This window comes from Comamonas sp. UBA7528, assembly GCF_002479375.1.
In the GTDB taxonomy this organism is placed as follows: Bacteria; Pseudomonadota; Gammaproteobacteria; order Burkholderiales; family Burkholderiaceae_C; genus Comamonas.
This window is the reverse complement of sequence record NZ_DLMU01000008.1, coordinates 388581-414595: the sequence shown is the minus strand read 5'-3', so window position 1 is coordinate 414595 and position 26015 is coordinate 388581. Positions and strand designations below refer to the sequence as shown.

Genomic DNA, 26015 nt, shown 5'->3' with positions numbered 1-26015 from the left:
GTCCTTCGACTCCTTTGGGTTTGCCATGGCGGCACTGCGTCACACCACAAAGTCCTCTCCGGGCGTGAGCGGAGCCAGCCGATAAGTTGCCGGGGTGCGGCTGAGCTTGACCGGCGCGCCAATCCCCCGGTAGCCCGGCAGGTCCACCACCATCCCGCGGTGCAGCGTGTGCGGATGCTGCAAAGCCGCATCCACCGACTGCACGGGCGCTGCCGGCACGCCAATGGCCATCAGGTCCGTGGCCAGTTGCTCGCCCTCGAAGGCGGCCAACTGCTGCTCCAGCAGCGGCTTGAGCACGGCGCGGTGCACCGAGCGCTGGCCCGCCGTGGCAAAGCGCGGGTCTTCGGCCAGTTGCGCGCAGCCGATGTGGCCGCACAGCAGACCGAACTGGCGGTCATTGCCCACCGCAAAGAACACCGGGATGGAACCTGTCTGCAGCGTGTCGTAGGGGTAGATATTGGGGTGGGCATTGCCGGTGCGCTGGGGCGGCTTGCCATCCATGAACCAGTTGGCGCCATGCGGGTGCAGCAGCGAGATGCCGCTGTCATACAGCGCCGCATCCACCAGCTGGCCCAGGCCGCTGCGCTGGCGTTCCTGCAGCGCCAGCAGCACGCCGATGACCGCATTCATGCCGGTGACCATGTCCACCACGGGCAGTCCCACGCGCAGCGGCTCGCCGCCCTGCTCGCCGTTGACGCTCATGATGCCGCTCATGGCCTGGATGGCCGCGTCATAGCCCGGCCAGGCGCCCAGCGGGCCATCGGCGCCGAAGCCGCTGACCCGGCACCAGATCAAGCCCGGAAAGCGCGCTTGCACTTGTTCCCAGCCAATGCCCCATTTCTCCATGGTGCCGATCTTGAAGTTCTCCACCACCACATCGGCCTGGGCCATCAGCTCCAGCACGCGGGCCTGGCCGGCGGGCTGGCTCAGGTCCAGGCACTGGGTGCGTTTGTTGCGGTTCAGCCCCCGGTAGTACGAAGCCACACTGTCCTGGAACGGCGGTCCCCAGGCACGGGTGTCGTCGCCCTGGGGCGGCTCCACCTTCAGCACATCGGCGCCGTGGTCTCCCAGTATCTGGCCGCACAGCGGCCCGCCCAGGATGCGGGAGAGGTCGAGCACGCGCAGGCCTTGCAGGGCGCCAGCCCCCATGCCCGTTGCAGTGGTTGCGTTCATAGCGTCTTTCACAGGTCGTCGGTGGTACGCATCAGTCCAGCTTGGCACCCGAGGCATCGACCACGGTTTTCCACTTGCCGACCTCTTCGCTGATGAAGCTGCCCAGCGCCTGGGGGCTGTGGTCGGATGCTGGCTCCAGTCCTTGCGCGGCAAACACCGAGCGCACCTTGTCGCTGGCCAGTGCCTTGCGGAAGGCCTGGTTCAGCGTGGCAATGCGATCGGCCGGGGTGCCCTTGGGTGCCACCACGCCAAAGAACACGCTCACGTCGTAGCCGGGCAGACCTTGCTCGGCAATCGTGGGAATCTGCGGCATGGCCTGCGAGCGCTTGTCCGTGGTCACGCCAATGGCCTTGAGCTTGCCGCTCTGGATGTAGGGCATGGCCGTGAGGATGTCGGTGAACGTCATGTGCACCTGCCCGGCCAGCAGGTCGTTGAGCGCGGGGCCTGTGCCCTTGTAAGGCACATGCTGCAACTGGGTACCAGCCTTCTGGTTGAACAACACGCCGGCCAGGTGCGAGGACGCGCCATTGCCCGACGAGGCGTAGTTCAGGCTGGCCGGCTTGGCCTTGTCCTGCGCAATCAGCTGCTGCACGGTGCTGGCCTGGAGCTTGGGGTTCACTACCAGGATGTTGGGCAGGTGGCCCACACGGATGATGGGGGCAAAGCTGGTGGCCGGGTCGTAGCTGATCTTGGTGTAGAGGCTTTGGTTGATGGCCAGCGGGCCCGAGGTGCCGAACATGATGGTGTAGCCATCGGGCTTGGCGCGGGCCACCATGTCCGCGCCAATGTTGCCACCTGCACCGGCCTTGTTCTCCACGATCACGCTCTGGCCCAGGGCCTCGGTCAGCGCCACGGCCAGCGTGCGTGCCATGGCATCGGTGGGGCCGCCCGGCGGGAACGGCACCACAAAGTTCACGGGTTTGGAGGGAAAGGTCTCGGCCTGCGCGGCCAGCGGTGCGGCCACCAGCAAGGTGGCGGCCGTCAGCCCGCACAGCATGCGCACGGGGTGCTGCCATGGAATGGGGTTCATAGTGGTGTCTCCTGTCATGACCGCCGCAGCCTGGTGTGGGCGGGGCAGTCTTTTGCTATTAAATTGAAAGCGCATCATGCCCCTGTAAAGGGCTTGCACGGCTTGCTTGGCGGTTCTTTCGCTGCCGGGCGCCGTGTCTTACAGCAGGCCTTGGTCCCGCAGCCAGGCCACCCGCTGCTTTTCGCGGGCAAAGGCTTCCTGTGCGTAGCGCTGGTACTGCGCGGGGTCCTTGTAGTTGGGCTGCTGGTTGAGCAGCTCCATGGCCTTCATGCCCGCCGGCGACAGCAAGGCCTTCTGGAACACCGCTGTCAGCTGGGCCACGCGCGCTGCGTCCATGCCCTTGGGACCGGCCACGCCGTAAGGGGAGTCGATGAAGTGGTCCAGCCCCGACTCCTTGAGCGTGGGCAGCGTGGGAAAGCGCGGCACACGCTGCGCCGTCAGCATCACCAGATAGCGCATCTTGTGGGCATCGATGTACGGCACGGCCACCCCCGACAGCGGCGCCGCGTCGATGTGGCCACCCAGAATGGCGGTGGCCACATCGGCATCGCCCTTGTAGGTCACCACATTGGCCTTCACGCCCGCCGCTGCCAGCGCCTCTTCCATCACGATGCGTGGGGTGCCCATGGCGCCGGTGGCGCCAATGTTGAGGACGCCGGGGCGCTTCCTGGCATCGGCCACCAGATCGGCCCAGGTCTTCCACGGTGCATCCTGGCGCACGGCCAGACCAAAGCTGTAGTCCGACAGCAGCGCGATGTAGCTGAAGCTGGTGGTGGGATCGAACGGCACTTTGTTGATGTAAGGCTCGCGGTAGACCGATGCCGGCAGCACGCCCAGCGTGTAGCCATCGGCGGCCGCGCGGGTCAGCGCAGCGGCGGCGGTCACACCGTTGGCACCGGGGCGGCTGTCCAGCACGATGGGCTGTCCCAGGATCTTGCCGACCTCTTCGGCCACCACCCGCAGGTGCTGGTCGGTGGGACCGCCCGGGGCATAGGGCAGGATCAGCGTGATCGGTTTGTTCGGAAAGCCCGTGCCACTGGACTGTGCCCGGCTGGCGGCCCAAGGGGCGGCAGCCAGCAGGCCCAGCCCCTGTACAAAGTGGCGCTTGTTCATGGTGTTGTCTCCAGGAGGATGGCCCCTGCCCCTGTATCGGGGCTTGCGGGGAAAGATGTCCGGAGCAGCCGGCATGGCCGCTGCCCGGCGCCGGTGCGGCTTACTGCAGCCAGTCGGCGGGGATGCCGCCGTCTTGCAGTGGATCGCGCGGCAGCACACGGTGCAGCAGCACCAGCTGGGCCCAGCGCATGCGCTCGCTGCTGTGCGTGCGCGAGGCTTCCCAGGCCATGGCGATGGCCGAGAAGCAGTGGTAGAGGCCCGAGGCGGCCTGGCGCGCCAGGCGCTCGCCGGCGGCATCGGCATCCACAGCCGATTGGGCAAAGGCTGCAGCCCGCTCCAGCGCACTGCGCAATGCAGTGAGGAAGGCTGGGGCAGCATGGGTCTGCGCCAGCAGCTGTGCGGCATGGGCCTGCAGCACCGGGAGCGAGCCTTCGCGGCGGATGGCGCGTAGCACATCCAGCGCGACGATGTTGCTGGTGCCTTCCCAGATGCTGCCCAGGTGGGCGTCGCGCACCAGGCGCGGGTCGCTCCACTCTTCGATGTAGCCGCAGCCACCGCGCACTTCCATGGCGTCCCCGGTGACCTTGCGGGCATCGCGGCAGGCGCGGAACTTGATCAGCGGCGTCAGGATGCGCAGCAGCGCGTAGCCGCCCTCTTCCCCGGCGTCCGAGCGCTGCAGCGCCTGGGCGGTTTGCAGCACCATGGTGCGGGACTGTTCGGAGTAGATGCGCAGCTTGTCGAGCTGGCGCTGCATCAGCGGCATGTCCTGCAAGGCCTTGCCAAAGGCATGGCGCTCGCTGGCAATGAACTCGGCCTCGGCCACGGCGCGGCGCATCATGCCGGCTGCGCGCACCCCGTTGGACAGGCGCGAGTTGTTGACCATATCGGCCATCTGCACAAAGCCCCGGCCTTGCTCGCCCACCAAATAGGCCACGGCACCTTCCATGTGGATCTCGCCGCTGGCCATGGAGCGCGTGCCCAGCTTTTCCTTCAGGCGGATGATGCGGTAGTGGTTGGTGCTGCCATCGTCCAACTGGCGCGGCAGCAGGAACAGCGAGATGCCCTTCATGCCGGCCGGCCCGCCATCGACCCGCGCCAGCACCATGGCAAACGCCGCGTCGGGGTTGGAGCAGAACCACTTGTCGCCCACCAGGCGCCAGCTGCCATCGGCCTGCGGATAGGCCATGGTCTGGGTGTTGGCGATGTCGGAGCCGGCAGCCTGCTCGGTCATGAACATGGCGCCCTGGGCCATGTCATCAAAGTCGGTGGCGGTGAGCTGGCTCCAGTATTTCTCGACCAGCTCCGGCGCACCGAACTTGCGCAGCGTGCGCGCCAGCGAATCGGTCATGGACAGCGGGCAGCACAGGCCAAACTCGGCCTGCACCAACAGATAGGTCAGCGCGTACTTTGCCAGCGGGGGCAGCTTGCCTTCCCAGCCCAGCACGCCGGTGCGGTGCGACATGGTGGCCAGCGCGAATTCGCCATAGGCCACGCGCTCCATCTCCACATAGGCCGGGTGCTTGACGATGCGCTGCGCATCCTGACCGGTGCGGGTGCGGTGCTCCAGCGTGGGCGGGTTCTTGTCGGCAATCAGCGCTAGCTCGTCCAGACGACCACCGGCCAAATGGCCCATGCGGGTCAGATAGGGCTGCAGGTGGGCGTACACATCGGCCGGCAGGTACTGCTGCAGCAACGGGGCCCATTGCGTGTCGGTGGTGTAGAGGTTGCTGCCCGCACGGTCGGGTACTGGGTGGGCGGAATCGCTGGGACGGGAGACTTCCAATGGGGCACGCATGTTCATGCTCTCTCCTTCAACAAGGCGGGCGAGGTGGATCTGACTTGGGTCAAATTCTGGGAACATGCTCCATTCATGTCGAATATTATTGAAATATTCATCCATATCTAAATCGAATAGATAAACCACCCTGTACATTGCTGCATAGCAGCATCTTCTCCACCAAAGGCTCCCCATGGAACTGCGCCAACTGCAGTACTTCACCGTACTGGCCGAAGAGCTGCACTTCAGCCGCGCCGCGCAGCGGCTGCACATCTCCCAGCCGCCGCTGAGCGTGGCCATCAAGCAGCTGGAGGCCCAGCTGGACGCCCAGCTGTTCGAGCGCAGCAGCAAGGAGGTGCGCCTGACCCCGGCCGGCACCCACCTGCTGGCCCAGGCCCGCGACATTCTGGAACGCGCACGGCGTGCGGCCCTGGACACGCGGGCCGTGGCCCATGGCATGGCCGGCTGCCTGCGGCTGGGGTTTGTGGGCTCCAGCATGTACCGTGGCCTGCCCGAGGCGCTGGCCCAGTTGCAGCTGCAGCACCCCCAGGTGCGGGTGGACCTGCACGAGCTCAACAGTGCCGAGCAGGTCAGCGCCCTGCAGCAAGGCAAGCTGGACCTGGCCCTGCTGCACACCATGGTGGTGCCCGATGGCCTGCGCGCCCGCACACTGCTGCGCGAGCCCTTCATGGCCTGCCTGCCCACCCACCACGCCCTGGCGCGGCAAGCACGCGTGGCCGTGTCCGATCTGGCCCAGGAGCGCATGGTGCTGTTTGCCGAGTCGGTCTCCCCCGAGTATTTCCGCAGCATCCGCACCCTGTGCCAGCGCGCCGGCTTTGACCCGGAGCTGCGCCATGAGGTGCGCCACTGGCTGTCGGTGCTGTCGCTGGTCAGCGGCGGCCAAGGGGTGTCGATCGTGCCCGCCTGCCTGCAGCGCGTGGGCATGCCGGGGCTGGCCTTTCGCCCGCTGCGCCAGAGTGCAGCCCACTCCGAGCTGCAGGCCATATGGCGCCCCGTGCCCGCCCACCCGCTGATCGACACCCTGCTGCAACTGCTGCAAGAACGCATTGCCGCCGTGGCGGCCGCCGATGCCGCACCGCCCCCCGCCAGCGACTGATCGACCCCATTGGCGCGATACCCCTTGGCGCAGTGCAGCCGCAGCGTGCACCGCCGCGCGCAGCTTTGCACAATGGTTGGCAGCGGATGCCATGCCCTGCCAGGGCCTGGCACCCATTCCCGCCACCGCAACAGGAGGTACGACCATGCAACACAACGCCGTGGGTTGGTTTGAGATCTATGTGCAGGACATGCCGCGCGCCCGGCGGTTTTACGAGCAGCTGCTGGGCCGGCCACTGGAGTCGCTGACGCCCCCGGGCGGCGCCGATTCGGACCTGGAGATGTGGGCTTTCCCCATGGAAAAGGAAGGCATGGGCGCCAGCGGCGCACTGGTGAAGATGCCCGACTACCTGTCCGGCCCCGGCGGCACCCTGGTCTACTTTGTCTGCGATGACTGCGCCGAGCAGGTTCGCCGTGCCGATGCCCATGGAGGGCAGATCATCAAGGAGAAATTCTCCATCGCTCCCTATGGCTTTATTGCCATGGTGTAGGACAGCGAAGGCAATCTGATCGGCCTGCATTCCATGCAATGACACCGCAGGGCAGGCATGCAGGTGCACGGCCTGCCCCATCGTTGCAGCGGTGTGGATGCCATGCATCCGTACCGCATTGCACCTGTGCCACGGCACAGGCGGCGGCAAAACCGGCTGCGCCACGGTGGCTGGGTTCAGCCATCCACCGTGCGCGCCAATGCGGCCTGGGCCAGCAGCCAATCGTGAAAACGGCGTGCAGCCGGCTGGGCCAGCGTGGGCTCCCGGAACACCAGGTAATAGGCCAGGGGCGTCACCAGCGGCGGCACCTGCAGGGCCAGCAGGCGGCCCTGCTCCAGTTCATTCACCACCATGGAGCGGCGCGCCAGGGCCACGCCCCGCCCGGCCAGCGCGGCTTCGATGGCGGCATTGGAATCCACAAACACAATGCCTTGCGAGGTATCCAACTGGGGACGCCCGGCCGCCCGCGCCCACAGCTGCCAGTCGTCGCGCTGGCCATCGTGCAGCAGCCCGGCTGCGGTGATATCGGCAGCCTGTGCGGTGGGCCGGTGGGCCACCCACAAGGGGCTACAGACCGGCTGCAGGTCGTCGTCCAGCAGCCGCCGGGCCTGCAGGCCGGCGTAACGCCCCAGGCCGTGGCGCACGGCAAAGTGCACGCCCTCGGCCGCCAGGTCCACCAGACGTGCCGTGGTGCTGACATGCACATCCACCTCCGGGGAGGACTGCAGAAAGTCCTGCAGCCGGGGCACCAGCCATTGCGCGGCAAACACCGGTGTGCAACTGACCAACAACACCTGGCGCTGGTGGCGCAGCTGGGCGGTGGCACGCTGCAGTGCCGCCAAGGCTTCCTGGCAGCCGGCCAGCAGCACGCGCCCGGCGTCCGTCAGCACCAGACCGCGTGCCTGACGTTCAAACAGGCGTTGCCCCACAAAATCCTCCAGCTTGCGCAGCTGCTGCGAGATGGCACCAGGCGTGACATGCAGCTCCTCGGCCGCGCGCGCGGCGCTGCCGTGGCGGGCCGTGGCTTCAAAACTGCGGACAGTGGACAGCGGAGGCAGGTGCATGGTGAAGATTTAGTTTGGCTAAACAATCCAGTAGAAAAAATCGCTGGTACAGCCCGCACTCTGGGCACAGAATGCAGACCGCACTGACGCTTTGTCTTTAGTTGTACTGAATTTTTCCCTGAAACACCAGACATGCCCCTGCCCAGCCTGATCCGCCTGCTGCTGCTCGCCGCCCTGTGGGGCGGCAGCTACCTGTCCATGCGCATTGCGGTGCCGGTGCTGGGCGCCCTGCCCACGGCCGGCGGACGCGTGCTGCTGGGGGCGCTGGGCCTGGGCCTGCTGGTGCTGCTGCAGCGCGTGCCGCTGCGCTTTGACGGCAAGGGCCGCGCCGCACTGGCACTGGGCGTGGTCAATTCCGGCGTTCCGTTTGCGATGTACGCGCTGGCTGCCCAGGTGCTGCCGGCCGGTTACAGCGCCATATTGAACGCACTGACCCCGCTGATGGGCGTGCTGCTGGGCACCGTGTTCTTTGGCGAACGCATCACCGTCCACAAGCTGGCCGGCGTCTGCGTGGGCCTGGCCGGTGTGGCCGTGCTGGTACGCACCGGCCCGCTGCCGGTGGATGCCGCGGCACTGTGGGGCGTGGCCGCCTGCCTGGTGGCCACGCTGTGTTATGGCCTGGCCGGCTACCTGACCCAGCGCTGGATTGGCCAGCGCGGCGGACTGGACAGCCGCCTGGTGGCCCTGGGCAGCCAGTGCGCCGCCGTGCTGCTGCTGGTGCCGCTGGCCGCCGGTTCGCTGTGGCTGCACCCGGTGCCGCTGGCCAGCGTGACGCCCACCGTGGCCATTGCCCTGCTGGCCCTGGGCTTGCTGTGCACGGCCTGGGCCTATGTGCTGTATTTCCGCCTGATTGCCGATGTGGGCGCGCTCAAGGCGCTGACCGTCACGTTCCTGATACCTTTGTTCGGCGTGCTGTGGGGCTGGCTGCTGCTGGGCGAGACCGTTGGATGGGCCCACGCCGCCGGCGGTGCGCTGATTGCACTGGCACTGTGGCTGGTGCTGCGCCCGGCCCCCAAGCCCACCCCGGCGGGTCCTGCTGTTGCTGCCGCCCAAGCGGCCAAACCCTGAGCGGTCGCAACGACCGAGGCTCGGCCTTCCGTTACAGTTTGCACCATGGGCTGCCACGGCAGCCTGCACCGCGTCTGTCGCGCCGTGCCCTCGCCCCAGCCCTGCGCTCGCTCCACCCTCCACTGTTCCCGTGCCCCCTGCCACCTCTGCCCCCGCTGCGTCCCTGAACCGCTACCAGTTGCTGGCAGCGGACATCGAGGCGTCGATCCGCGCCGGGGTGCTGCAGCCGGGCGACCGCCTGCCTTCGGTGCGCCAGGCCTGCGCCAGCCGCCAGGTCAGCCCGTCCACGGTGTTCCAGGCGTACTACCTGCTGGAAGCACGTGGCCTGATCCGGGCGCGTGAACGTTCCGGCTACTTTGTGGCCCATGGCGGAGGCATGGCCCCGCCAGAGCCCGAATCGCTGTCGCGCCCCGACAGTGCCTCGGTCCAGGTGGATGTCACCGAACGCATTTTTTCCGTGCTGCAGGCCAGCCTGCAGCAGGGCACGGTCCCCCTGGGCAGCGCCTTTCCGGGCCCGCAGTGGTTTGCCCTGCCCAAGCTGGCCCAGGCCCTGGCCGCCAGCGCCAGGCAGGCGACCGCCCAGCGCACGGCACTGGATGACCTGACCCCCGGGCACAGCGGCCTGCGCCGCCAGATTGCGCGCCGCTACCTGGCCGACGGCATGCCGTTGGCCATGGACGATCTGGTCATCACCAATGGCGCACTGGAGGCGCTGAACCTGTGCCTGGCCGCCGTCACCCGCCCCGGCGGCGCCGTGGTGGTGGAGTCCCCCTGTTTCTACGGTGCGCTGCAGGCGCTGGAACGCCTGGGTCTGCAGGCCATCGAGGTGCCCACCCACCCGCGCGACGGCGTGGATCTGCAGGCGCTGGAAGCAGCCCTCCTCCAGCACCGTCCCCAGGCCGTGTGGTTGATGACCAGTTTCCAGAACCCTCTGGGCAGCCTGATGCCACCGGCACGTAAGCAGGCACTGGTGGAACTGGTCACCCGCCTGCAGGTACCGCTGATCGAGGACGATGTCTACGGCGAGCTGTACTTTGCCCCGCACCGGCCGCTACCCGCCAAGGCGTTCGACCGCGAAGGCTGGGTGCTGCACTGCAGCTCGTTTTCCAAATGCCTGGCGCCGGGCTGGCGCATCGGCTGGACGGCGGCCGGGCGCTTTACCCAGGCCGTGGCACGGCAAAAGCTGACCACCTCCATCGCCACCAATGGCCCGGCCCAGGCGGCGCTGGCCCAGTACCTGGAAGGGGTAGGCTACGACAAGCACCTGCGCCACCTGCGCCACGCCCTGGCGGTGCAGCGTGACCGCATGGCCGAGGCCATTGCCCGCCACTTCCCTTCCGGCACGCGCGCCACGCGGCCCGAAGGCGGCTACTTTCTGTGGCTGGAGCTGCCTACCGGTTGCGACGCCTGGGCGCTGTACCAGCGCGCACTGCAGCACGGCATCAGCCTGGCGCCCGGCCCGCTGTTCAGCCCCAGCCCGGCGTTTGCCCACTGCCTGCGGCTGAACTACGGCATGACCTGGGATGCGGCCACCGAGACAGCACTGGCCCAACTGGGCCGCTGGTGCACGGCCATGGCGGACGGCAGCCCACAGGCTTCCTGAACCACCACGGCCCAGGCACGCCAGCACGCTCGACTGGCAACAGCAACAGCAACAGCGACAGCGACAGCGACATGGCCAGGAGCTAGGGGCCGGCCATCCAGACAGAAAAAAGGCGGTCTGCTTGGGGCAGACCGCCTGAAATGGCAGCACACCTGTGCCGCCAGCAACAACCGCAGAGCGGTCAAACAACTGTCAATCCATTCAGTTCATCCAATGCGTCTTCACCGGGGCACCAGGAACGTGGTCTTGGCAGCCACGTGCAGCGCCGCATCGCCTTCGGCCTGCACATGGATGGTCACCGGGTGCGATCCGGCCTCAGCAGCCCCATAGGGAGCCTGCAGGCGCACCACCACCCAGCGGTCTTGTGCGCCTTCCAGCCACACCTCGGGATCGGATGCCACATGCACGCCGCCCAGCCCGCTGGCGCTCAGACGCAGACGCTGTGGCTGCTCGGTCGCGTTGGCAATCTGCACGCGGTAAATATTCTCGATCTGGCCGCCAGACACGATGCGCGAGAGCGTGCCCCGGTCGCGCACCACGTCCACCTGCAGCGGCGTGCGCAGCGAAAGGCTCACCACCATGGCCACGGTGATACCCACCAGCCCAGCCGCATACAGCAGCACGCGCGGGCGGGCAATGCGACGCCAGGTCTGGGCCAGGCTCCAGCGCCCGGCCAGGGCGTTCTGCGTGCTCAGGCGGATCAGGCCACGGGTGTAGTGCATCTTGTCCATCACACCGTTGCAGGCGTCGATGCACAGGCCGCAGCCTATGCACTCGTACTGCAGGCCGTCACGGATGTCGATGCCTGCCGGGCACACCTGCACGCACAGGGCACAGTCAATGCAGTCGCCCAGGCCCTGGGCGCGGCGGTCCGCTCCCTTGGCGCGCGGGCTGCGGCCTTTCTCGCCTTCGCCCCGGCCGCTGTCGTAGCTGACCACCAGGGTGTCGCGGTCCATCATGGCGCTCTGGAAGCGTGCATAGGGGCACATGTATTTGCAGACCTGTTCGCGCAGAAAACCGGCATTGCCATAGGTGGCAGTGGCGTAGAACAGGGTCCAGAACATTTGCCAGGGACCGGTGAAGCTGGCCAGGTCCACCACCAGGGCGCGGATGGGCACAAAGTAGCCGACGAAGGTAACCCCCGTCCACAGCGCCACCAGCAGCCACAGCCCGTGCTTGGCGCCGCGCTTGGCGATTTTTTCGGCAGTCCAGCCGCTGCCGTCCAGCCGCAGGCGGGCGCTGCGGTCACCTTCGGTGCGCCGCTCAATCCACATGAACAGCTCGGTATACACCGTCTGCGGGCAGCTGAAGCCGCACCACAACCGCCCGGCCACGGCGGTGAACAGGAACAGCGCCAGCGCGCTGATGATCAGCAGCACCGCCAGGTAGATGAAATCCTGAGGCACCAGCAGCCAGCCGAAGATGTAAAAGCGCCGCTGCTCCAGATCAAACAGCAGTGCCTGGCGGCCATGGATCTGCAGCCAGGGCACACCGTAGAAGAACAGCTGCGTCAGCCACACCAGCGCCCAGCGCCAGGCGGCAAAGCGCCCGGCGATGGAGCGCGGCTGGATCTTCTGGCGCTTTTCGTAAAAGGAACGGCCGGCCTCGGGTGGCTCGGCATGGATGGGAATGGTCTTGCGCGCAGTGCCCGTGCCAGCGGCTGCGGGCACGGTGGGGGCGGAGTCGTGAAGCGGGTTCATGTGTGCGTGGGGGCGGCGCGGCAGTGCATCTGCCATGTGTTGGCGCCGACTATGCGGCGGCGCCCCGTGCTTGCACAGCATCAGTTTTCAGGCAAAAAGACCGTATCAGATGCGCATTTGATCTACGTCACCAGATCAGTTCTTCAAAAACTGAGCAGCCTGCGCCCATGCAACGGAGGTTTGGCATGCATTGGCCGCTGCAATGCATGCCGTATGTACATGGATTGCTATGTTTTTTCAAAACACGCAAACATCGCTCAAGTCCTCAAAAAAGCCGCCGAAATAGACGCAACGTCGCAGCACACCCGCAAGCGACCACGAGGAGAAGACCATGGTTGCCACCACCGGCGTTTCCGCCACCAGCACCCCGAGCAGCGCACTGGAAGATGCCCAGCGCACGGCCGCCACCAGCCGCGAAGGCCAGCGTGCGCAGCAGAATGCGCAAATCCTGCAGGCCTCGATGGATGTCTCCATCTCTGCCGGCAATCACAGCCTGACGCTGCTGTACCGTGCTGCGGTGGACAAGCTCAACGAGGTGCTGGCCCCCGAGCTGGGACCAGACGCCATCGCCCAGGCGCAGCAGCAGGACCAGAGCAGCGAGGCGGTGGCCGGCCGCATCGTGTCGCTCTCGACCGCGATGTTCGAGCGCTATGCCGCCAAATACCCGGACAAGGACCCCGAAACCCTGTTGCAGGACTTTGTGGCCACCATCCGCAGCGGCTTTGAGCAAGGCTATGGCGAGGCCACCGACATCCTGCAAGGCCTGGGCGTCTGGGGCGAGACCGACAGCCCCGTGCGCAGCGCCATCGAGCGCACCTACAGCTTGGTGCAACAGGGCTTTGATGACTTCCTGCAGCAAAAGCTGGCCGCACTGAAGGCGCCGCAGGACGGCAGCGCCACACCGGCGGGCACGGAAGCGGCGACGGCCTGATTCACCTGGCACCTGTTCCGCTCCGAAGCGCGTGACCTGGCAACAAAAAAGGCTCCCGAGGGAGCCTTTCTTTCCATCACCAGCTGCACTGCCTTGCCGTGAAGTACAGGACATTCCCCCCATCCACGACATCCTGGCCGCCGGGATAGCTTGCGCATCCGCAGGCCTCACCCCTGCGCACCCCGCACGCTCCACACCACCAGGGTGTACCGAGCGGTGCGGGGGCCGTGTTCACGCCGGTACGCTCTGCGCCCAGCCGGCATCGACCCAGCTGGACAGCAGCTCCAGCGCATCGTCGCTGAACTGCTGCACCTCGCGCACCGACAGGCGGCGGTTATCGGCCAGTTGCTGCATCAGCTTGGCATCCTTGCCACCGGCGAGGTAGCTTTCGCCGTTGATGAAGATGTGCTTGGCGTCGTACAGCATGCGGGTGCGGCGGTTCAGTTCCACGCCTTCGATCATGCCGAAGTCCTCGGCCGGCTCGAACCACACGCCCGGTTTGGGGTCGCTCATGTACTCCCCCAGGGCGCGTTCCAGCGCCAGCGGCTCGGCCAGGGCTTTTTTCAGCGCTTCCCGGGCAAAGTCGTACAGGTCGGCGGGAATCTCGCCGGGCTTGGCCACGGCGGGCTGCTTGGGGTCCTTGTAGACCACGTCCTTGGGCGCTTCGTCCGGGGCATCGGACATGCGCAGAAAGAGTTCGCGCGCCATCTCGTCCTGCTTGGGCGAGCGGAACCCCACCGAATACGTCATGCACTCGCCTTCGGCAATGCCGTCGTGCGCCCACTTCGGCGGCAGGTACAGCATGTCGCCGGGCTCCAGCACCCATTCCTCTTCGGGCTCGAAGTTGGTCAGGATCTTCAGCGGCACGCCTTCCTGCAGCGTGAAGTCCTTCTGGCGGCCGATGCGCCAGCGGCGCTTGCCATGGGCCTGCAGCAGGAACACGTCGTAGTTGTCGAAATGCGGGCCCACGCCGCCCTGGTCGGTGGCAAAGCTGATCATCAGATCGTCCATGCGCGCATCGGGCACAAAGCGGAATTGCTGCAGCAGCTGGTGCGCCGCTTCGTTGTGCAGGTCCACGCCTTGCACCAGCGCCGTCCAGCCGGGCTTGGCCAGCGACGGCAGCTTGCGCCGAGGGAAAGGGCCATGCGACAGCTTCCACTGGCCTTCACCCAGTTGCTCTATCAGACGCGCCTCCACGCCCTCTTCACCGGCCAGCGCCAGCAACTGCGCACGGTTGAGCAGCGGCTTGAAGCCGGGGATCGCCTGGCGAATCAGCAGCGGCTTCTTGTGCCAGTAGGTGCGCATGAATTTCTCGGGCGAGATGCCGCCGAGCAGCTGGAGCGGGGATTGGATGTCCATGGCGATGCAGATAGCGGCGCCACCAGGGGCCGCATCGGTAGAAAAAGGGAAGGTGTTTGCGGGCCGCGCGCAGCATGCGCAGGCGGTCCACCGTGGGGCGCATTGTCCCATGGGCCCCGATGCCAGGCTTTGCTGCGGCGCAAAACCGCGCGCATGGCGCTGCCGCACCGACCCGGCATGGGGCCATGCCCCAGCGGCAGCCACACGCCCTCGCAGGAAAGCCGCTGGCCGGTACAATTTCTGCCTTCCCGCGCTGGGCCGGCCCCTGTGGCCCGGCCTGCGCCCCTTGCCAAGAAAGCTTCGATATGGAAATCACCGAACAATGCGTGGTCGCGCTGACCTGGGTGCTCAAAGACACCTTGGGCGATGAGCTGGATGTGCTGGACGAGCCGGTGGAATTTCTGCTGGGTGGCGACGACCTGCTCAAGCGCATCGAAGAAGCCCTGCAAGGCCACCAGGTGGGTGCCACGCTGGACCTGCACCTGGAGCCCGAAGACGCGTTTGGCGACTACATCGACAAACTGATCTTCCTGGAGCCGCGCACCCTGTTCCCCGCCGAACTGGAAGAAGGCATGACCTTTGAAGGCAGCGCCCTGCCCGAAGGCTGCAACCCCACGGCCCCCAAGGACGCGCTCTACACCGTGACCGACATTTACCCCGAGCATGTGGTGCTGGACGGCAACCACCCGCTGGCCGGTATTGCGCTGCGCATCCATCTGAAAGTGGAAGCCGTGCGCGAAGCCACGGAAGAGGAAATCGGCCGCGGCAGCGCCGGCACCGGCTTTTTCCGCGTGCAGCCCCAGGCGCCAGGCAACGACCTGCTGCACTGAGACCGGCCTGCGCCCCTCTCCCTGCAAAAAGGCAGCCTGCGGGCTGCCTTTTTGTTGGATGGCACAGGACGCAAAGCAAGCACTCTTTACCGAGCGCCGGGGCCCGGACTACCGCATCCTGAATGCCTCGCGGTGCAGCCGCCAGCGCCCGCCCTGGGCCCGCACCGCCTGGGCGCCTTGCTCCAAGGCATCGCCCAGGCTTTGGGGGCCGCAGACCCACAGGTCCAGCTGCGCCCCATGGCGTTCCAGATCCTGGGGGCGCAGCCACTGGCCCTGGGCGGCGTCGTGCACGCTCAGGCCCACCGGCGGACAGGCTTCAGCACACAGGGTCTGGACACGGAGCAGCAGTCCATCGCTTGCGGCATCGCGGGTGCAGTAGTGCAGATGGGCAGCAGACAGGCTGTCGCCCTGGACCTCGGCACAGGGCGTGGCGCCCGGCTGCCGCGCCTCCAGCCACGCCAGAAACGGGGTGATGCCCACGCCTGCGGCCACCCAGATTTGCACGGGGCCGGCCTGGCCTCCGGGCTGCGGCGCATGGCCATCGAACCGCCCATACGGTCCTTCGATCTGCATGGCCTGCCCAGCGTGCAGCGTGCGGTGCAACTGGGCGGTGTAGTCTCCCAGCGGCTTGATCACCAGCCGCAACAACGTCCGCCCATCGGCCGTCTGCCCGCATGCCCCCGGCGCACTGGCCACAGTGAAAGGGTGGGCCCCTTCCCACGCATCCCAGCGCACAAAGACAAATTGCCCGGCGCGGTGCCCTGGCCAATGGGCAGGCAGTGCACACAGCACCTCCAGCGGATCCTGTGCTGGCCGCGCCCCCAGCAGTTGCACCGCATGCACCTGCGCCGCATAGCGGCGGGCTCCTCCGATCCGGCCAGCCAGCGCCCACAGCGCGGCCGCACTGCCCAGCACCATCAGCGCCCCCATCAGCCACCCCACGGGCTGCTGCCAGTACGCCTGCGGCAGCAGCACCAGGCTGTGAACGACCAGCGCCACATACAACACCGGCATCACGCGGTGCAGCCAGCGCCAGGGTTGGTAGGGCAGCAGGCGACGCCACAACGTGAGCACCACCAGCAGCAGCAAGGCGTAAAAGGCCCATTGACCCAGGTCCTTGGCCCAGCTGCGTCCATCGGCCAGCCAGGGCAGCATGGCGTCGCGCGCAGGGCGTCCGGCCGTGCCCCAGGCTGCCTTGATCCAGGCGCTCGATTCCTTGGTACCCCAGTGCAGCAACGCGGCCACGGCGGCCGTGGTGCCCAGCCATTTGTGCAAGCGGTACACCTGGTCCATGCCACCCACGGGGCGCTCCATCCACGGCTGGCGCAATGCCAGCCACATGGCCAGCGAGAGCATGCCCATGCCCCACACCCCGGTCAGCAACAACAGATCCCGCCGCAACAGCCAGACCCATTGCACACCCTCGCCGTTCGCACCCGCCACCAGCCCCTGGCCTTGCTCAGCCCACAGTGCCAGCATCCAGGCCCCGGTCAACACCGCCGCCCAGGCAGCCCATATGCCGCGTACACGCATACCACGTCCTTTTTATGATCTACACCCTCGGTTCGGCGGGCGGGAGCCACAGCCCCCGCGCGCGCTCAGTCGCTCAGTGCTTGATGCGGCTGCGCAGCACGGCGCCCGTCTGCCCATCCACCTCCAGCTTCACACGCGCGCCTTGGGCGTTGAGACCTTTGACGTCGTAGTGGTAGTCGTCCCATTCGATTTCGCGCAGATCGCGGTAGCCCGCAGCCTCCAGGCGGTCATAGACCTGGCGGATAGTTAGAACCGGGATGGGGCCTGCGGGTGCTGCAGCAGTTGACTGCCCGGCGGCACCCGTCGGTGTGGCCGCAGGAGCGCCTTGCGCCAGGGCCGTGCCACCCAGCACGGCGGCCAGCGCCAGGGCCGATACGGGTACCGCCGCCTTGCGCAGCAGGGACAGAGAAGAACGGGTGATAGCCATCATGTGCAAACTCCTGAAAGAAGAAACTGCCAGCACCGTGCTGGCATGGCTGCAGTGTTTTCCAGCGCCCGTGAACCAAAGCTGAAGGCGCTGTTCATCTGCGGTTCATTGGCATTTCGGTATAAGGAAAGGCCTTGCCGTTCTGGAACCCCTGCCATGCCACTGCCCCGTCCCCGTTTTCACCTGCCCCGCTGGCGCGCGCTGCCTGTGCTGGGTGCGGCCGCATGTGTGGCGGTGCTGTGGGGGGCCATCGCTTTGCAGGCGCCCTCCGCACGGTCGGATGAAAGCGACCACGAACTGGCCCGCCAGGCGCTGCAGCAAGGCAAGGTGCTGCCGCTGCGCACCGTTCTGGACCAGGTGGAACGCGAGTACAAGGGCCAGGTCATCAAGGTGGAGTTCGAGCACGACGATGGCCGCTTCCTTTACGAACTGCGCGTGCTGCAGGCCGACGGCCGGGTGCTCAAGGTCAAGATCAACGCCGTGAACGGCAAGGTACTGAGCGTGCGCCAGAAAGGACGTGACTGATGCGCATCCTGGTGGTGGAAGACGAACCCACTTTGCAGACCCAGTTGCGCGACGCCATTGCCGCTGCCGGCCACACCGTGGAAACCGCCGCCGACGGCAGCACCGCCCAGTACCTGGGCCAGGAAGAGGCATTTGATGCGGTGGTTCTGGACCTGGGCCTGCCCGTGGTGGATGGACTGACCGTGCTACGCCACTGGCGCGCCGGTGGGCGCAGCATGCCGGTGCTGATCCTGACCGCACGCAGTGCCTGGCATGAAAAGGTGATGGGCATGGACGCCGGGGCCGACGATTACCTGGCCAAGCCCTTCCACATGGAAGAGCTGCTGGCCCGCCTGCGCGCCCTGCTGCGTCGGCTTTCGCCCCACAGCAGCGCCCAATGGCAATGCGGCAGCATCCTGCTGGACACGCGCCAGGCCACCGTGGCCGTGGATGGGCTGCCGCTGGTGCTGACCAGCCACGAGTTCAAGATCCTGGCGTTGCTGATGCAGCGCGTGGGCGAAGTGCTCTCGCGCACCGAGCTGTCCGAACACCTGTACCCGCAGGACAGCGAGCGCGACTCCAACACCATCGAAGTCTTTGTGGGCCGGCTGCGCAAGAAACTGCCCGCAGGCAGCATCGAAACTGTGCGCGGCCTGGGCTACCGCCTGGTGCCCGCCTCGGCAGAAAGCCTGTCATGAATGCCGCACACACCGCGCTGCGCTGGTTGCAGCACGGATCGCTGCGCCTGCGGCTGCTGCTGGGCACATTGGTATGGCTGGTGCTGGCCGTGGCCGTGGCCGGCTGGGGGCTGCGCGGCCTGTTCCAGGAGCATGTGCACCAGCAGTTGCAGGACCAGTTGGTGCGACAGCTCAACCAGCTCAGCGCCGCCGTCAACATGCAGGAGCGTGAAGTGCGCGTCACCGCCATGACGGGCGATGTGCGCCTGGACACCCCGCTGTCCGGGCTGTACTGGCAGGTCGACAGCTGGGTGCCCAGTGAGGGCCAGTTCCACACGGTGGCACGCTCACGCTCGCTGTGGGACCAGGCTCTGCCACTGCCGGCCGACCCTGGCTTTCCCGGCACCCGCCGTCTGGGCCATGCCGTGCTGGGCCTGCAGGATACACAAGGCCATGCCCTGCTGGCCGTCAGCCGCCCGCTGCAGCTGCCCGATGCCGATGCCCCTTTGCTGCGACTGACCGTGGCGGCCGACCAGGCCCTGCTGGCCGAGCCGCTGCAGCGCTTCACCACCATGCTGCTGGCCGCGCTGGGGCTGCTGGCCGTGGGGCTGCTGCTGGCCGTGGCCGTGCAGCTGCACCTGGCACTGCGCCCGCTGCAACGCCTGCGCCAGCAACTGGCATCCGTGCGGGCCGGCCAGACGGCGCAGCTGCAAGGCCCGGTGCCGCATGAGCTGCAACCCCTGGTCGCCGAATTCAACCATGTGCTTGCCGCCAATGCCGACATCGTGCAGCGCGCCCGCACACAGGCCGGCAATCTGGCCCATGCCGTGCACACCCCGCTGAACATTCTGGGCAACGCCGCCGCGCACGATGCCACCCCGCTGGGCCAGCTGGTGCGTGAACAGGTCAGCTCGGCCACCCGCCAGGTGGACCACCATTTGGCCCGCGCACGCGCGGCCACGGCCATCCGCGCTACCGGCCTGCGCACCCCGGTGCTGGAGCCGCTGCAGGCGCTGCTGCGCACCATGCGGCGCCTGCATGCCGGCCGGGAGGTGCACTTCCATCTGGCAAGCGATGTGCAGCAACTGGAGCCACTCGCCTTTCGGGGGGAGGAGCAGGACTTTTTTGAAATGCTGGGCAACCTGCTGGACAACGCCGGCAAGTGGGCGAGCAGCCGGGTGGAACTGTCGGTGCAGGCCCTGCCAGGGCCCCCGGACCAAGGCGGGCAGCTGTGCCTGCTGGTGGACGATGACGGGCCCGGCATTCCGGACCCGGACCAGCGCAACCGCATCTTCGGGCGCGGCGAGCGGCTGGATGAACAGCGCCCCGGCACCGGCCTGGGGCTGGATATCGTGCGTGAGCTGGCCCACACCTATGGCGGAAGCATCGAGGCCTACCCCTCGCCGCTGGGAGGCCTCCAGCTGTGCCTGTGCCTGCCCGCAGCGCCAGCGGCCTGAGACGCCCGGCCGCGGCAGACCCGCTCCGCGTTTTTCGCTCCCGGCCCCTGCCATGGTCCTGCGCATTACACGGATGCACTGACGCGCAGGCCCCGCAGTACCCTCTGCCCAAAGGCACTCGCACCGGGGGCAACGCCTGTCCCCCTCCGCGCGCACCGCGCTTATGAAAAAAGGGCCCGCAGGCCCTTTGAAACCATGCTGCTGCAGCGCAGTGGTTCAGCGGTAGATCTGGTTGCCATCCACACGCACATGGTCGCCGGGACGGAAGCCCGGGGCATTCTGGTAGTCAAACGCCCGCACGCTGCCGTCGGGCAGCTGCACGCTGACGCGGTAGATGTCGCGCACACTGCCGCCGCCCATATTGTTCTGCACGGCATTGCCTGCCAGTGCGCCGCCCACCACGCCGGCGATGGTGGCCAGGTCCTTGCCACGGCCGCCGCCCACCTGGTGGCCCAGTACACCACCCAGCACACCGCCGACGATGGCACCACCGGCGCCAATGCCGCTGCCGTCCTGCACGCGCACGGTTTCCACATTCAGCACCCGCCCCTGCTGGACGTACTGGCCTTGTTGGTTGTACTGGCCTTGCTGGTTGTAGCCGCCGCCATACGTGTTGCCATATGTGCTGCCATAGTTGCCGCTTTGCACCGGGTAGCTGGTGACCGGCTGGTTGTAGCCGCCCTGGCTGGCGTAGCCACCTTGGTTATAGCCGCCCTGGGGGTAGGCCGCGCAGGCTGTCAGTGCGGCGGCCACAGCGGCTGCCATGGCCAGACGGCCCCAGCGTGAAATGGTGTGCATGCAATTTCTCCTCGTCTGCAAAGCGGCAGGGCCATGGCGATGTGCACGGCCTGCACAGGTGGCGCGCCGTGCGCGCCTTACTGGTTCAACGCCCCAGTGCCGCAGGGAGACGACCGCTTTCACACTTGCTCACAAACTTCCCTCCCGCCCCCGTACCGGCTGCGGCCTTGCAAACGAGCCCCATGCAGCCCTAAGCTGTCGCAATGGTGTGCATGGTGCGGAGCTGTTTGTCATCGCTGCCGCATTGCCGCTTGCATGTATTTTTGGGGATTGGTAACTGCACCCGTCCAATGGCGGGCGCTGGTGAGAGCGCTTGATTTTCACGGCGTACACGCCGCTGCCGTTGGCCTGGATAGCGCTGCCTGCGCATAGGTGTTTGGGTTGCACGCCTACGGGCGCATGGCCAGAACGCCCTTACAAATTCGCTATGAGGTTTACCGATCAGATAGCCAGACATCCGCAGCGTGCACCCACAGGAGCAGCTATGCCCGCCACCGTCCGCATTGATATGGTCAGCGACACCACCTGCCCCTGGTGCGCCATTGCCCTGTTCAATCTGCTCCACGCGCTGCGCAGCCTGGAAGGCGAGATCCAGGCGAAGCTGCACCTGCAACCGCTGGAGCTGCACCCCAGCGTGAAAGCCGCCGGGGAAATCCGCGCCCAGTACCTGCAGCAGCACCAGCGCCCTGCCCGCGCCGCCCTGCAGCCCTGCTGGGCCGACATCCGTCTGCACGGCCTGGCGATCCACCTGGACATGGGCCCGCAGGAGCCCCGCATGCTCTACAACACGCTGGACGCCCACCGGCTGCTGCAATGGGCCGACAACCAGGGGCAGGACCACCAGCTGGTGCTGGCGCAGCAGCTGGTGCACGGCTACTTCGGACAGGGGGCGAATATTGCCGACCATCAGGTGCTGGCCGATGCCGCCGTGGCCGCAGGCCTGAGCCGCGAGGCTGCACTGGCCTATCTGGCGGCGGGCGACGACATCCAGGCCGTGCGCGAAGCCCAGTCTTTCTACCGGGGAATGGGCATACAGACCGTCCCCACCTTCATTTTCAACCACCGCCAGCTGCTGCGCGGCAACCAGGCGCCCGAGGCCTTTGTCCGTGCGTTGCGCTATATCGCAGCCGCCGGCGCCCCGCCGTCCATGGTCTGATCTACGTGATCTGCAGCCCTTCAAAAACAAAGCCCGGCAACGCCGGGCTTTGTTTCAGGACGCCCTGGGCGCTTACTGCTTGCCTGTGGAGCCGTAGCCGCCTTCGCCACGCTCACTGGTATCGGCAAATTCTTCCACCAGGTTGAATTGCGCCTGCGCCACCGGCACGATCACCAGTTGGGCCAGACGGTCCATGGGCTGCAGCGTGAAGGCGGTGGAGGAACGGTTCCAGGCGCTGACCATCAGTTGGCCCTGGTAGTCGCTGTCGATCAGTCCCACCAGATTGCCCAGCACGATGCCGTGCTTGTGGCCCATGCCCGAACGCGGCAGGATCATGGCGGCATAGCCGGGGTCTTTCAGGTAAATGGCCATGCCGGTGGGCACCAGCTGCCATTGGCCGGGCTCCAGCGTCAGCGGCGCATCCAGGCAGGCGCGCAGGTCCAGTCCGGCACTGCCGGGCGTGGCGTAGGCAGGCATGTTCTCGCGCAGGCGCGCATCCAGGATCTTCAGGTCAACATTCATGGGGAAACTCACAGCGGGCTGCAGGCGCCGATGGCGCCATGGGAAGGGGCCGGGCTCTGCCGCCGGTCAGACAACAAAGGCTGCATTGTGCCGTGCCGCCAGGCCCGGCATGGCATTTCTGAAATCGATCAGTCCTTGGCGGCAGACCGGATGCCCTTGCGCACTGCGCTGATGATGCCGAACAGCAGCAGCAGCGCCCCCAGACCCGGCACAACCATGCCCAGGATAGCCAGGAACACCAGAAACACGATGCGCCCGGGCGTGATGCGGAACCAGGATGCAGCAGCCGGCTTGTCCTGGGCCTGCTGCTGCGCGGCGCGACGGGCGGCCTGCTCCGCTTCCTGCTGCTTGCGTGGATTGCGGGCCTTGCGCTGCTGCGCTTTTTGCGCCACAGGCTGGCCTGCGCGCTGGGCTTCCTGTGCCTGCTGCACGGCAGCCTGCGCCTTTTCACGCACCCGCGCCAGCGCCGATGCTGGCTGCGCGCCAGGGGTGGCCGTCGCATCGGTGAAATCGCTGCGGCTGCTGGTATTCAGTCCATGGAAGGCACTGCGGTACAGCGGGCTGGCACGCAAAAGGGTATCGACATAGCGCACATAGTCGCCGCCGCGCGGGCCGTCATAGTTGGAGGTGGACATGGGCAAAAAATGGGGGAAACAGGTCAACAGGGGGCTGTGCGCGTTCAGCGCGCCGGTGCAGCAGCCAGGCGGCGCGCCAGCTCCTGCACCAGTTGCACACCCAGCTCGGTCTTGGGCGCGCGCGGCAACTCGCGGTGGCCTTGGGCATCCACCAGCAGCAAGGCGTTATCGTCCTGACCGAAGGTGGCCGGTCCGATGTTACCCACCAGCAAGGGGACATCCTTGCGCAGGCGCTTGGCCATGGCGTGCTGCAGCAGATCGTGGCTTTCGGCCGCAAAGCCCACACAGTACAAGGCACCGCTGCGGGCTCTGGCGGATTGGGCCACGGTGGCAAGGATGTCGGGGTTCTCCACAAAAGCCAGCGCCGGCACGTCGCCCGAACCGTCTTTCTTGATCTTCTGGTCGGCCATATTGGCTGGACGCCAGTCCGCCACGGCCGCCGTGGCGATGAACACATCCGCAGGCCCGACCTGGGACTGCACGGCCGCCAGCATCTGCTGGGCCGACTGCACATTGATGCGCTGCACCCCGCGCGGCGTGGGCAGATGCACCGGACCGGCGACCAGGGTCACGTCCGCCCCGGCTGCCTGGGCTGCTGCCGCAATCGCAAAACCCATCTTGCCGCTGGACAGGTTGGTGATGCCTCGCACCGGGTCGATGGCTTCAAACGTGGGGCCGGCCGTGATCAACAACTTTTTTCCGCGCAGCACCTTGGGGGCAAAAAAGGCCTGGAGGTCTTCCAGCAGTTCTTCGGGCTCCAGCATGCGACCATCGCCCGTCTCGCCGCAGGCCTGATCGCCCACCCCCACACCCAGCACCAGAGCGCCGTCGGCCGCCACCTGGCTCAGATTGCGCTGCGTGGCCGGGTGGGCCCACATTTCGCGGTTCATGGCCGGCGCCAGCAGCAGCGGAATGCGGTCGATGGGACGGGCCAGGCACATCAGGCTCAGCAGCTCGTCGGCGCGGCCCTGGGCCAGCTTGGCGATGAAATCTGCGCTGCAGGGCGCGATGACGATAGCATCGGCCTCGCGGCTGAGGTTGATGTGCGGCATGTTGTTGGGCTCGCGGGCATCCCATTGCGAGCCGTACACCGTGCGCCCGGACAAGGCCTGCATGGTCACCGGGGTGATGAAATGCTCGGCCGCCTCCGTCATCACCACCTGCACGGTGGCGCCTGCCTTGGTCAGCAGACGGCACAGATGGGCCGATTTGTAACAAGCCACGCCTCCAGAGAGGCCCAGCACCACATGTTTGCCAGCAAGCGCGTTCATGGCGGCGAATGTAGCAGACGCTTGCCCCTGCATTTCCGTGTCGGCAAGCGGTGGGAACCCGCTCGCACCTATAATTCATCTTTACCACCACCAAAAAAAGAAGAGATGACCAAATTCGTCTTCGTCACAGGCGGTGTGGTGTCTTCCCTGGGCAAGGGAATCGCCTCAGCCTCCCTTGCTGCGATCCTGGAATCGCGCGGTCTCAAAGTCACCCTCATCAAGCTGGACCCGTACATCAACGTGGACCCCGGCACCATGTCGCCCTTCCAGCACGGCGAAGTGTTTGTGACGGATGACGGCGCTGAAACCGACCTGGACCTCGGCCACTACGAGCGCTTCATCGAGACCCGTATGAAGCAGACCAACAACTTCACCACGGGCCGGATCTACCAGTCCGTGCTGGAGAAGGAACGCCGCGGCGACTACCTGGGCAAGACCGTGCAGGTCATCCCCCATGTCACCAACGAAATCCAGGAATACGTCAAGCGCGGCGCCGGCATCGGCACCGACGACGCAGTGGATGTGGCCATCTGTGAAATCGGTGGCACCGTGGGCGACATCGAGTCCCTGCCCTTCCTGGAAGCCGTGCGCCAGCTGGCGCTGAAGCTGGGTCCCAACAACTCGGCCTTCGTCCACCTGACCTACCTGCCCTATATCGCCACGGCCGGTGAGCTCAAGACCAAGCCCACCCAGCACACGGTGCAGAAGCTGCGCGAAATCGGTATCCAGCCCGACGCCCTGTTGTGCCGCGCCCAGTACCAAGTGCCGGAAGAGGAAAAGGCCAAGATCTCGCTGTTCACCAACGTGCCCGAGTGGGGCGTGATCTCCATGTGGGACGTGGACACCATCTACAAGGTGCCGCGCATGCTGCACGAACAGGGCCTGGACGGTCTGATCTGCGACAAGCTGCGCCTGAACACCCCGCCCACCACGCTCAAGCGCTGGGACGACCTGGTCTACGAAACCGAGCACCCGCAAGGCGAAGTGAATGTGGCCATGGTGGGCAAGTATGTGGAGCTGTCCGACGCCTACAAGTCGGTCAACGAAGCACTCAAGCACGCCGGCATGCAGAACCATGTGCGCGTGAAGATCACCCACGTAGACTCGGAAACCATCACCGACGCCAACGCCAAGCAGGAGCTGTCCAAGTACGACGCCATCCTGGTGCCCGGCGGCTTCGGTTCGCGCGGCGTGGAAGGCAAGATCTCCACCGCCCAGTTCGCCCGTGTGAACAAGGTGCCTTACCTGGGCATATGCCTGGGCATGCAAGTGGCCACCATCGAGTACGCACGCCATGTGGCGGGCCTGGAAGGCGCCAACTCGACCGAGTTCGATCCCCAGACGCCCAACCCCGTGATCGCCCTGATCACCGAGTGGAAGGACGAGGACGGCACGATCAAGACGCGCGACGAGAACTCCGACCTGGGCGGCACCATGCGCCTGGGCGCCCAGTCCTCCGATGTGCAGAAAGACACGCTGGCCCACAGCATCTACGGCGATGTGGTCACCGAACGCCACCGCCATCGCTATGAAGCCAACACCCAGTACCTGGATCAGCTGCGTGCAGCGGGTCTGGTGATCTCGGCCCTGACCCAGCGCGAACAGCTGACAGAAATCGTCGAGCTGCCGGCGGCCGTGCACCCCTGGTACATCGGCGTGCAGTTTCACCCCGAGTTCAAGTCCACCCCCTGGGATGGCCACCCGCTGTTCAATGCCTTCATCAAGGCAGCCGTCGACAGCAAGCAAAAGGGCAAGAAGGCCTGAGCGGCCGACTTACCGG

General features: G+C 66.6%; 24 protein-coding genes. 11 read left to right on the top strand and 13 right to left on the bottom strand.

Annotation, left to right across the window (positions count from 1 at the left end):
* Positions 1-39 precede the first annotated feature (39 nt).
* From B3349_RS10905 to B3349_RS10890, 4 genes are all read right to left on the bottom strand, one after another.
* Positions 40-1173, bottom strand: a complete 1134-nt coding sequence (locus tag B3349_RS10905; protein WP_291588600.1) for a CaiB/BaiF CoA transferase family protein — start codon at positions 1171-1173, stop codon at positions 40-42.
* A gap of 31 nt (positions 1174-1204) precedes the next feature.
* Positions 1205-2170, bottom strand: coding sequence for a Bug family tripartite tricarboxylate transporter substrate binding protein (locus B3349_RS10900; RefSeq protein ID WP_291588666.1), 966 nt, complete (start codon positions 2168-2170; stop codon positions 1205-1207).
* A gap of 171 nt (positions 2171-2341) precedes the next feature.
* The gene (locus tag B3349_RS10895; RefSeq protein ID WP_291588599.1) at positions 2342-3316 is read right to left on the bottom strand and encodes a tripartite tricarboxylate transporter substrate binding protein; all 975 of its coding nucleotides are present in this window, start codon (positions 3314-3316) and stop codon (positions 2342-2344) included.
* Positions 3317-3416: 100 nt separating this feature from the next.
* Positions 3417-5111 (bottom strand): acyl-CoA dehydrogenase family protein, encoded by a 1695-nt coding sequence (locus tag B3349_RS10890; RefSeq protein ID WP_291588598.1) that lies wholly within the window; start codon positions 5109-5111, stop codon positions 3417-3419.
* A gap of 175 nt (positions 5112-5286) precedes the next feature.
* On the opposite strand from B3349_RS10890, the gene B3349_RS10885 reads away from it, so the two are divergent.
* On the top strand, positions 5287-6210 hold the full coding sequence (locus B3349_RS10885) for a LysR family transcriptional regulator (RefSeq protein ID WP_291588597.1): 924 nt from the start codon (positions 5287-5289) through the stop codon (positions 6208-6210).
* Between the two features lie 145 nt (positions 6211-6355).
* Positions 6356-6700 (top strand): VOC family protein, encoded by a 345-nt coding sequence (locus B3349_RS10880; RefSeq protein ID WP_291588596.1) that lies wholly within the window; start codon positions 6356-6358, stop codon positions 6698-6700.
* Positions 6701-6876: 176 nt separating this feature from the next.
* On the opposite strand, the gene gcvA is transcribed toward B3349_RS10880, so the two are convergent.
* Positions 6877-7764: a transcriptional regulator GcvA gene (gene gcvA / locus B3349_RS10875; protein ID WP_291588595.1), complete on the bottom strand. Its 888-nt coding sequence runs from the start codon at positions 7762-7764 to the stop codon at positions 6877-6879.
* 132 nt (positions 7765-7896) lie between these two features.
* Between gcvA and B3349_RS10870 the strand changes: the two genes are divergently transcribed.
* Both B3349_RS10870 and B3349_RS10865 read left to right on the top strand, forming a co-directional pair.
* Complete coding sequence (locus B3349_RS10870) at positions 7897-8832, top strand: DMT family transporter (protein ID WP_291588594.1); 936 nt, start codon at positions 7897-7899, stop codon at positions 8830-8832.
* A gap of 163 nt (positions 8833-8995) precedes the next feature.
* Complete coding sequence (locus tag B3349_RS10865; protein ID WP_291588665.1) at positions 8996-10435, top strand: aminotransferase-like domain-containing protein; 1440 nt, start codon at positions 8996-8998, stop codon at positions 10433-10435.
* Positions 10436-10656: 221 nt separating this feature from the next.
* Here B3349_RS10865 and ccoG read toward each other — a convergent pair whose 3' ends face one another.
* Positions 10657-12135 (bottom strand): cytochrome c oxidase accessory protein CcoG, encoded by a 1479-nt coding sequence (gene ccoG / locus B3349_RS10860; RefSeq protein WP_291588593.1) that lies wholly within the window; start codon positions 12133-12135, stop codon positions 10657-10659.
* A 331-nt stretch (positions 12136-12466) separates the two neighbouring features.
* Between ccoG and B3349_RS10855 the strand changes: the two genes are divergently transcribed.
* Positions 12467-13066 (top strand): DUF5610 domain-containing protein, encoded by a 600-nt coding sequence (locus tag B3349_RS10855; RefSeq protein ID WP_291588592.1) that lies wholly within the window; start codon positions 12467-12469, stop codon positions 13064-13066.
* Between the two features lie 231 nt (positions 13067-13297).
* Here B3349_RS10855 and B3349_RS10850 read toward each other — a convergent pair whose 3' ends face one another.
* Positions 13298-14425 (bottom strand): cupin domain-containing protein, encoded by a 1128-nt coding sequence (locus B3349_RS10850; RefSeq protein ID WP_066539066.1) that lies wholly within the window; start codon positions 14423-14425, stop codon positions 13298-13300.
* 305 nt (positions 14426-14730) lie between these two features.
* Between B3349_RS10850 and B3349_RS10845 the strand changes: the two genes are divergently transcribed.
* Positions 14731-15255, top strand: a complete 525-nt coding sequence (locus tag B3349_RS10845) for an FKBP-type peptidyl-prolyl cis-trans isomerase (RefSeq protein ID WP_066539497.1) — start codon at positions 14731-14733, stop codon at positions 15253-15255.
* 108 nt (positions 15256-15363) lie between these two features.
* Here B3349_RS10845 and B3349_RS10840 read toward each other — a convergent pair whose 3' ends face one another.
* Both B3349_RS10840 and B3349_RS10835 read right to left on the bottom strand, forming a co-directional pair.
* Complete coding sequence (locus tag B3349_RS10840; RefSeq protein WP_291588591.1) at positions 15364-16788, bottom strand: ferredoxin reductase family protein; 1425 nt, start codon at positions 16786-16788, stop codon at positions 15364-15366.
* A 73-nt stretch (positions 16789-16861) separates the two neighbouring features.
* Positions 16862-17218, bottom strand: coding sequence for a PepSY domain-containing protein (locus B3349_RS10835; protein ID WP_349682186.1), 357 nt, complete (start codon positions 17216-17218; stop codon positions 16862-16864).
* Positions 17219-17371: 153 nt separating this feature from the next.
* Between B3349_RS10835 and B3349_RS10830 the strand changes: the two genes are divergently transcribed.
* From B3349_RS10830 to B3349_RS10820, 3 genes are read left to right on the top strand one after another with little or no spacing between them, the layout of a single operon-like run.
* On the top strand, positions 17372-17740 hold the full coding sequence (locus B3349_RS10830; RefSeq protein WP_291588590.1) for a PepSY domain-containing protein: 369 nt from the start codon (positions 17372-17374) through the stop codon (positions 17738-17740).
* Positions 17740-18417: a response regulator transcription factor gene (locus tag B3349_RS10825; RefSeq protein WP_291588589.1), complete on the top strand. Its 678-nt coding sequence runs from the start codon at positions 17740-17742 to the stop codon at positions 18415-18417. Before B3349_RS10830 ends, B3349_RS10825 begins: the two co-directional genes overlap by 1 nt.
* Positions 18414-19853, top strand: coding sequence for a sensor histidine kinase (locus tag B3349_RS10820; RefSeq protein ID WP_291588588.1), 1440 nt, complete (start codon positions 18414-18416; stop codon positions 19851-19853). Before B3349_RS10825 ends, B3349_RS10820 begins: the two co-directional genes overlap by 4 nt.
* A 216-nt stretch (positions 19854-20069) precedes the next feature.
* Here B3349_RS10820 and B3349_RS10815 read toward each other — a convergent pair whose 3' ends face one another.
* Positions 20070-20651, bottom strand: a complete 582-nt coding sequence (locus B3349_RS10815; protein WP_291588587.1) for an outer membrane lipoprotein — start codon at positions 20649-20651, stop codon at positions 20070-20072.
* A gap of 484 nt (positions 20652-21135) precedes the next feature.
* Between B3349_RS10815 and B3349_RS10810 the strand changes: the two genes are divergently transcribed.
* A complete protein-coding gene (locus B3349_RS10810) occupies positions 21136-21807 on the top strand; it encodes a DsbA family oxidoreductase (RefSeq protein WP_291588586.1) in 672 nt (223 codons plus the stop codon).
* Positions 21808-21879: 72 nt separating this feature from the next.
* Here the strand turns inward: B3349_RS10810 and dut are convergent, their stop codons facing one another.
* From dut to coaBC, 3 genes are all read right to left on the bottom strand, one after another.
* Positions 21880-22329, bottom strand: coding sequence for a dUTP diphosphatase (gene dut / locus B3349_RS10805; protein ID WP_066539080.1), 450 nt, complete (start codon positions 22327-22329; stop codon positions 21880-21882).
* Positions 22330-22457: 128 nt separating this feature from the next.
* Positions 22458-22964 carry a hypothetical protein gene (locus tag B3349_RS10800; protein ID WP_291588585.1) on the bottom strand — a complete coding sequence of 169 codons (507 nt, stop codon included), beginning with the start codon at positions 22962-22964 and terminating at the stop codon, positions 22458-22460.
* A 44-nt stretch (positions 22965-23008) separates the two neighbouring features.
* Positions 23009-24235 carry a bifunctional phosphopantothenoylcysteine decarboxylase/phosphopantothenate--cysteine ligase CoaBC gene (gene coaBC / locus B3349_RS10795; RefSeq protein WP_291588584.1) on the bottom strand — a complete coding sequence of 409 codons (1227 nt, stop codon included), beginning with the start codon at positions 24233-24235 and terminating at the stop codon, positions 23009-23011.
* Positions 24236-24340: 105 nt separating this feature from the next.
* Between coaBC and pyrG the strand changes: the two genes are divergently transcribed.
* Positions 24341-25999 (top strand): CTP synthase, encoded by a 1659-nt coding sequence (gene pyrG, locus B3349_RS10790; RefSeq protein WP_291588583.1) that lies wholly within the window; start codon positions 24341-24343, stop codon positions 25997-25999.
* Positions 26000-26015: the final 16 nt, after the last annotated feature.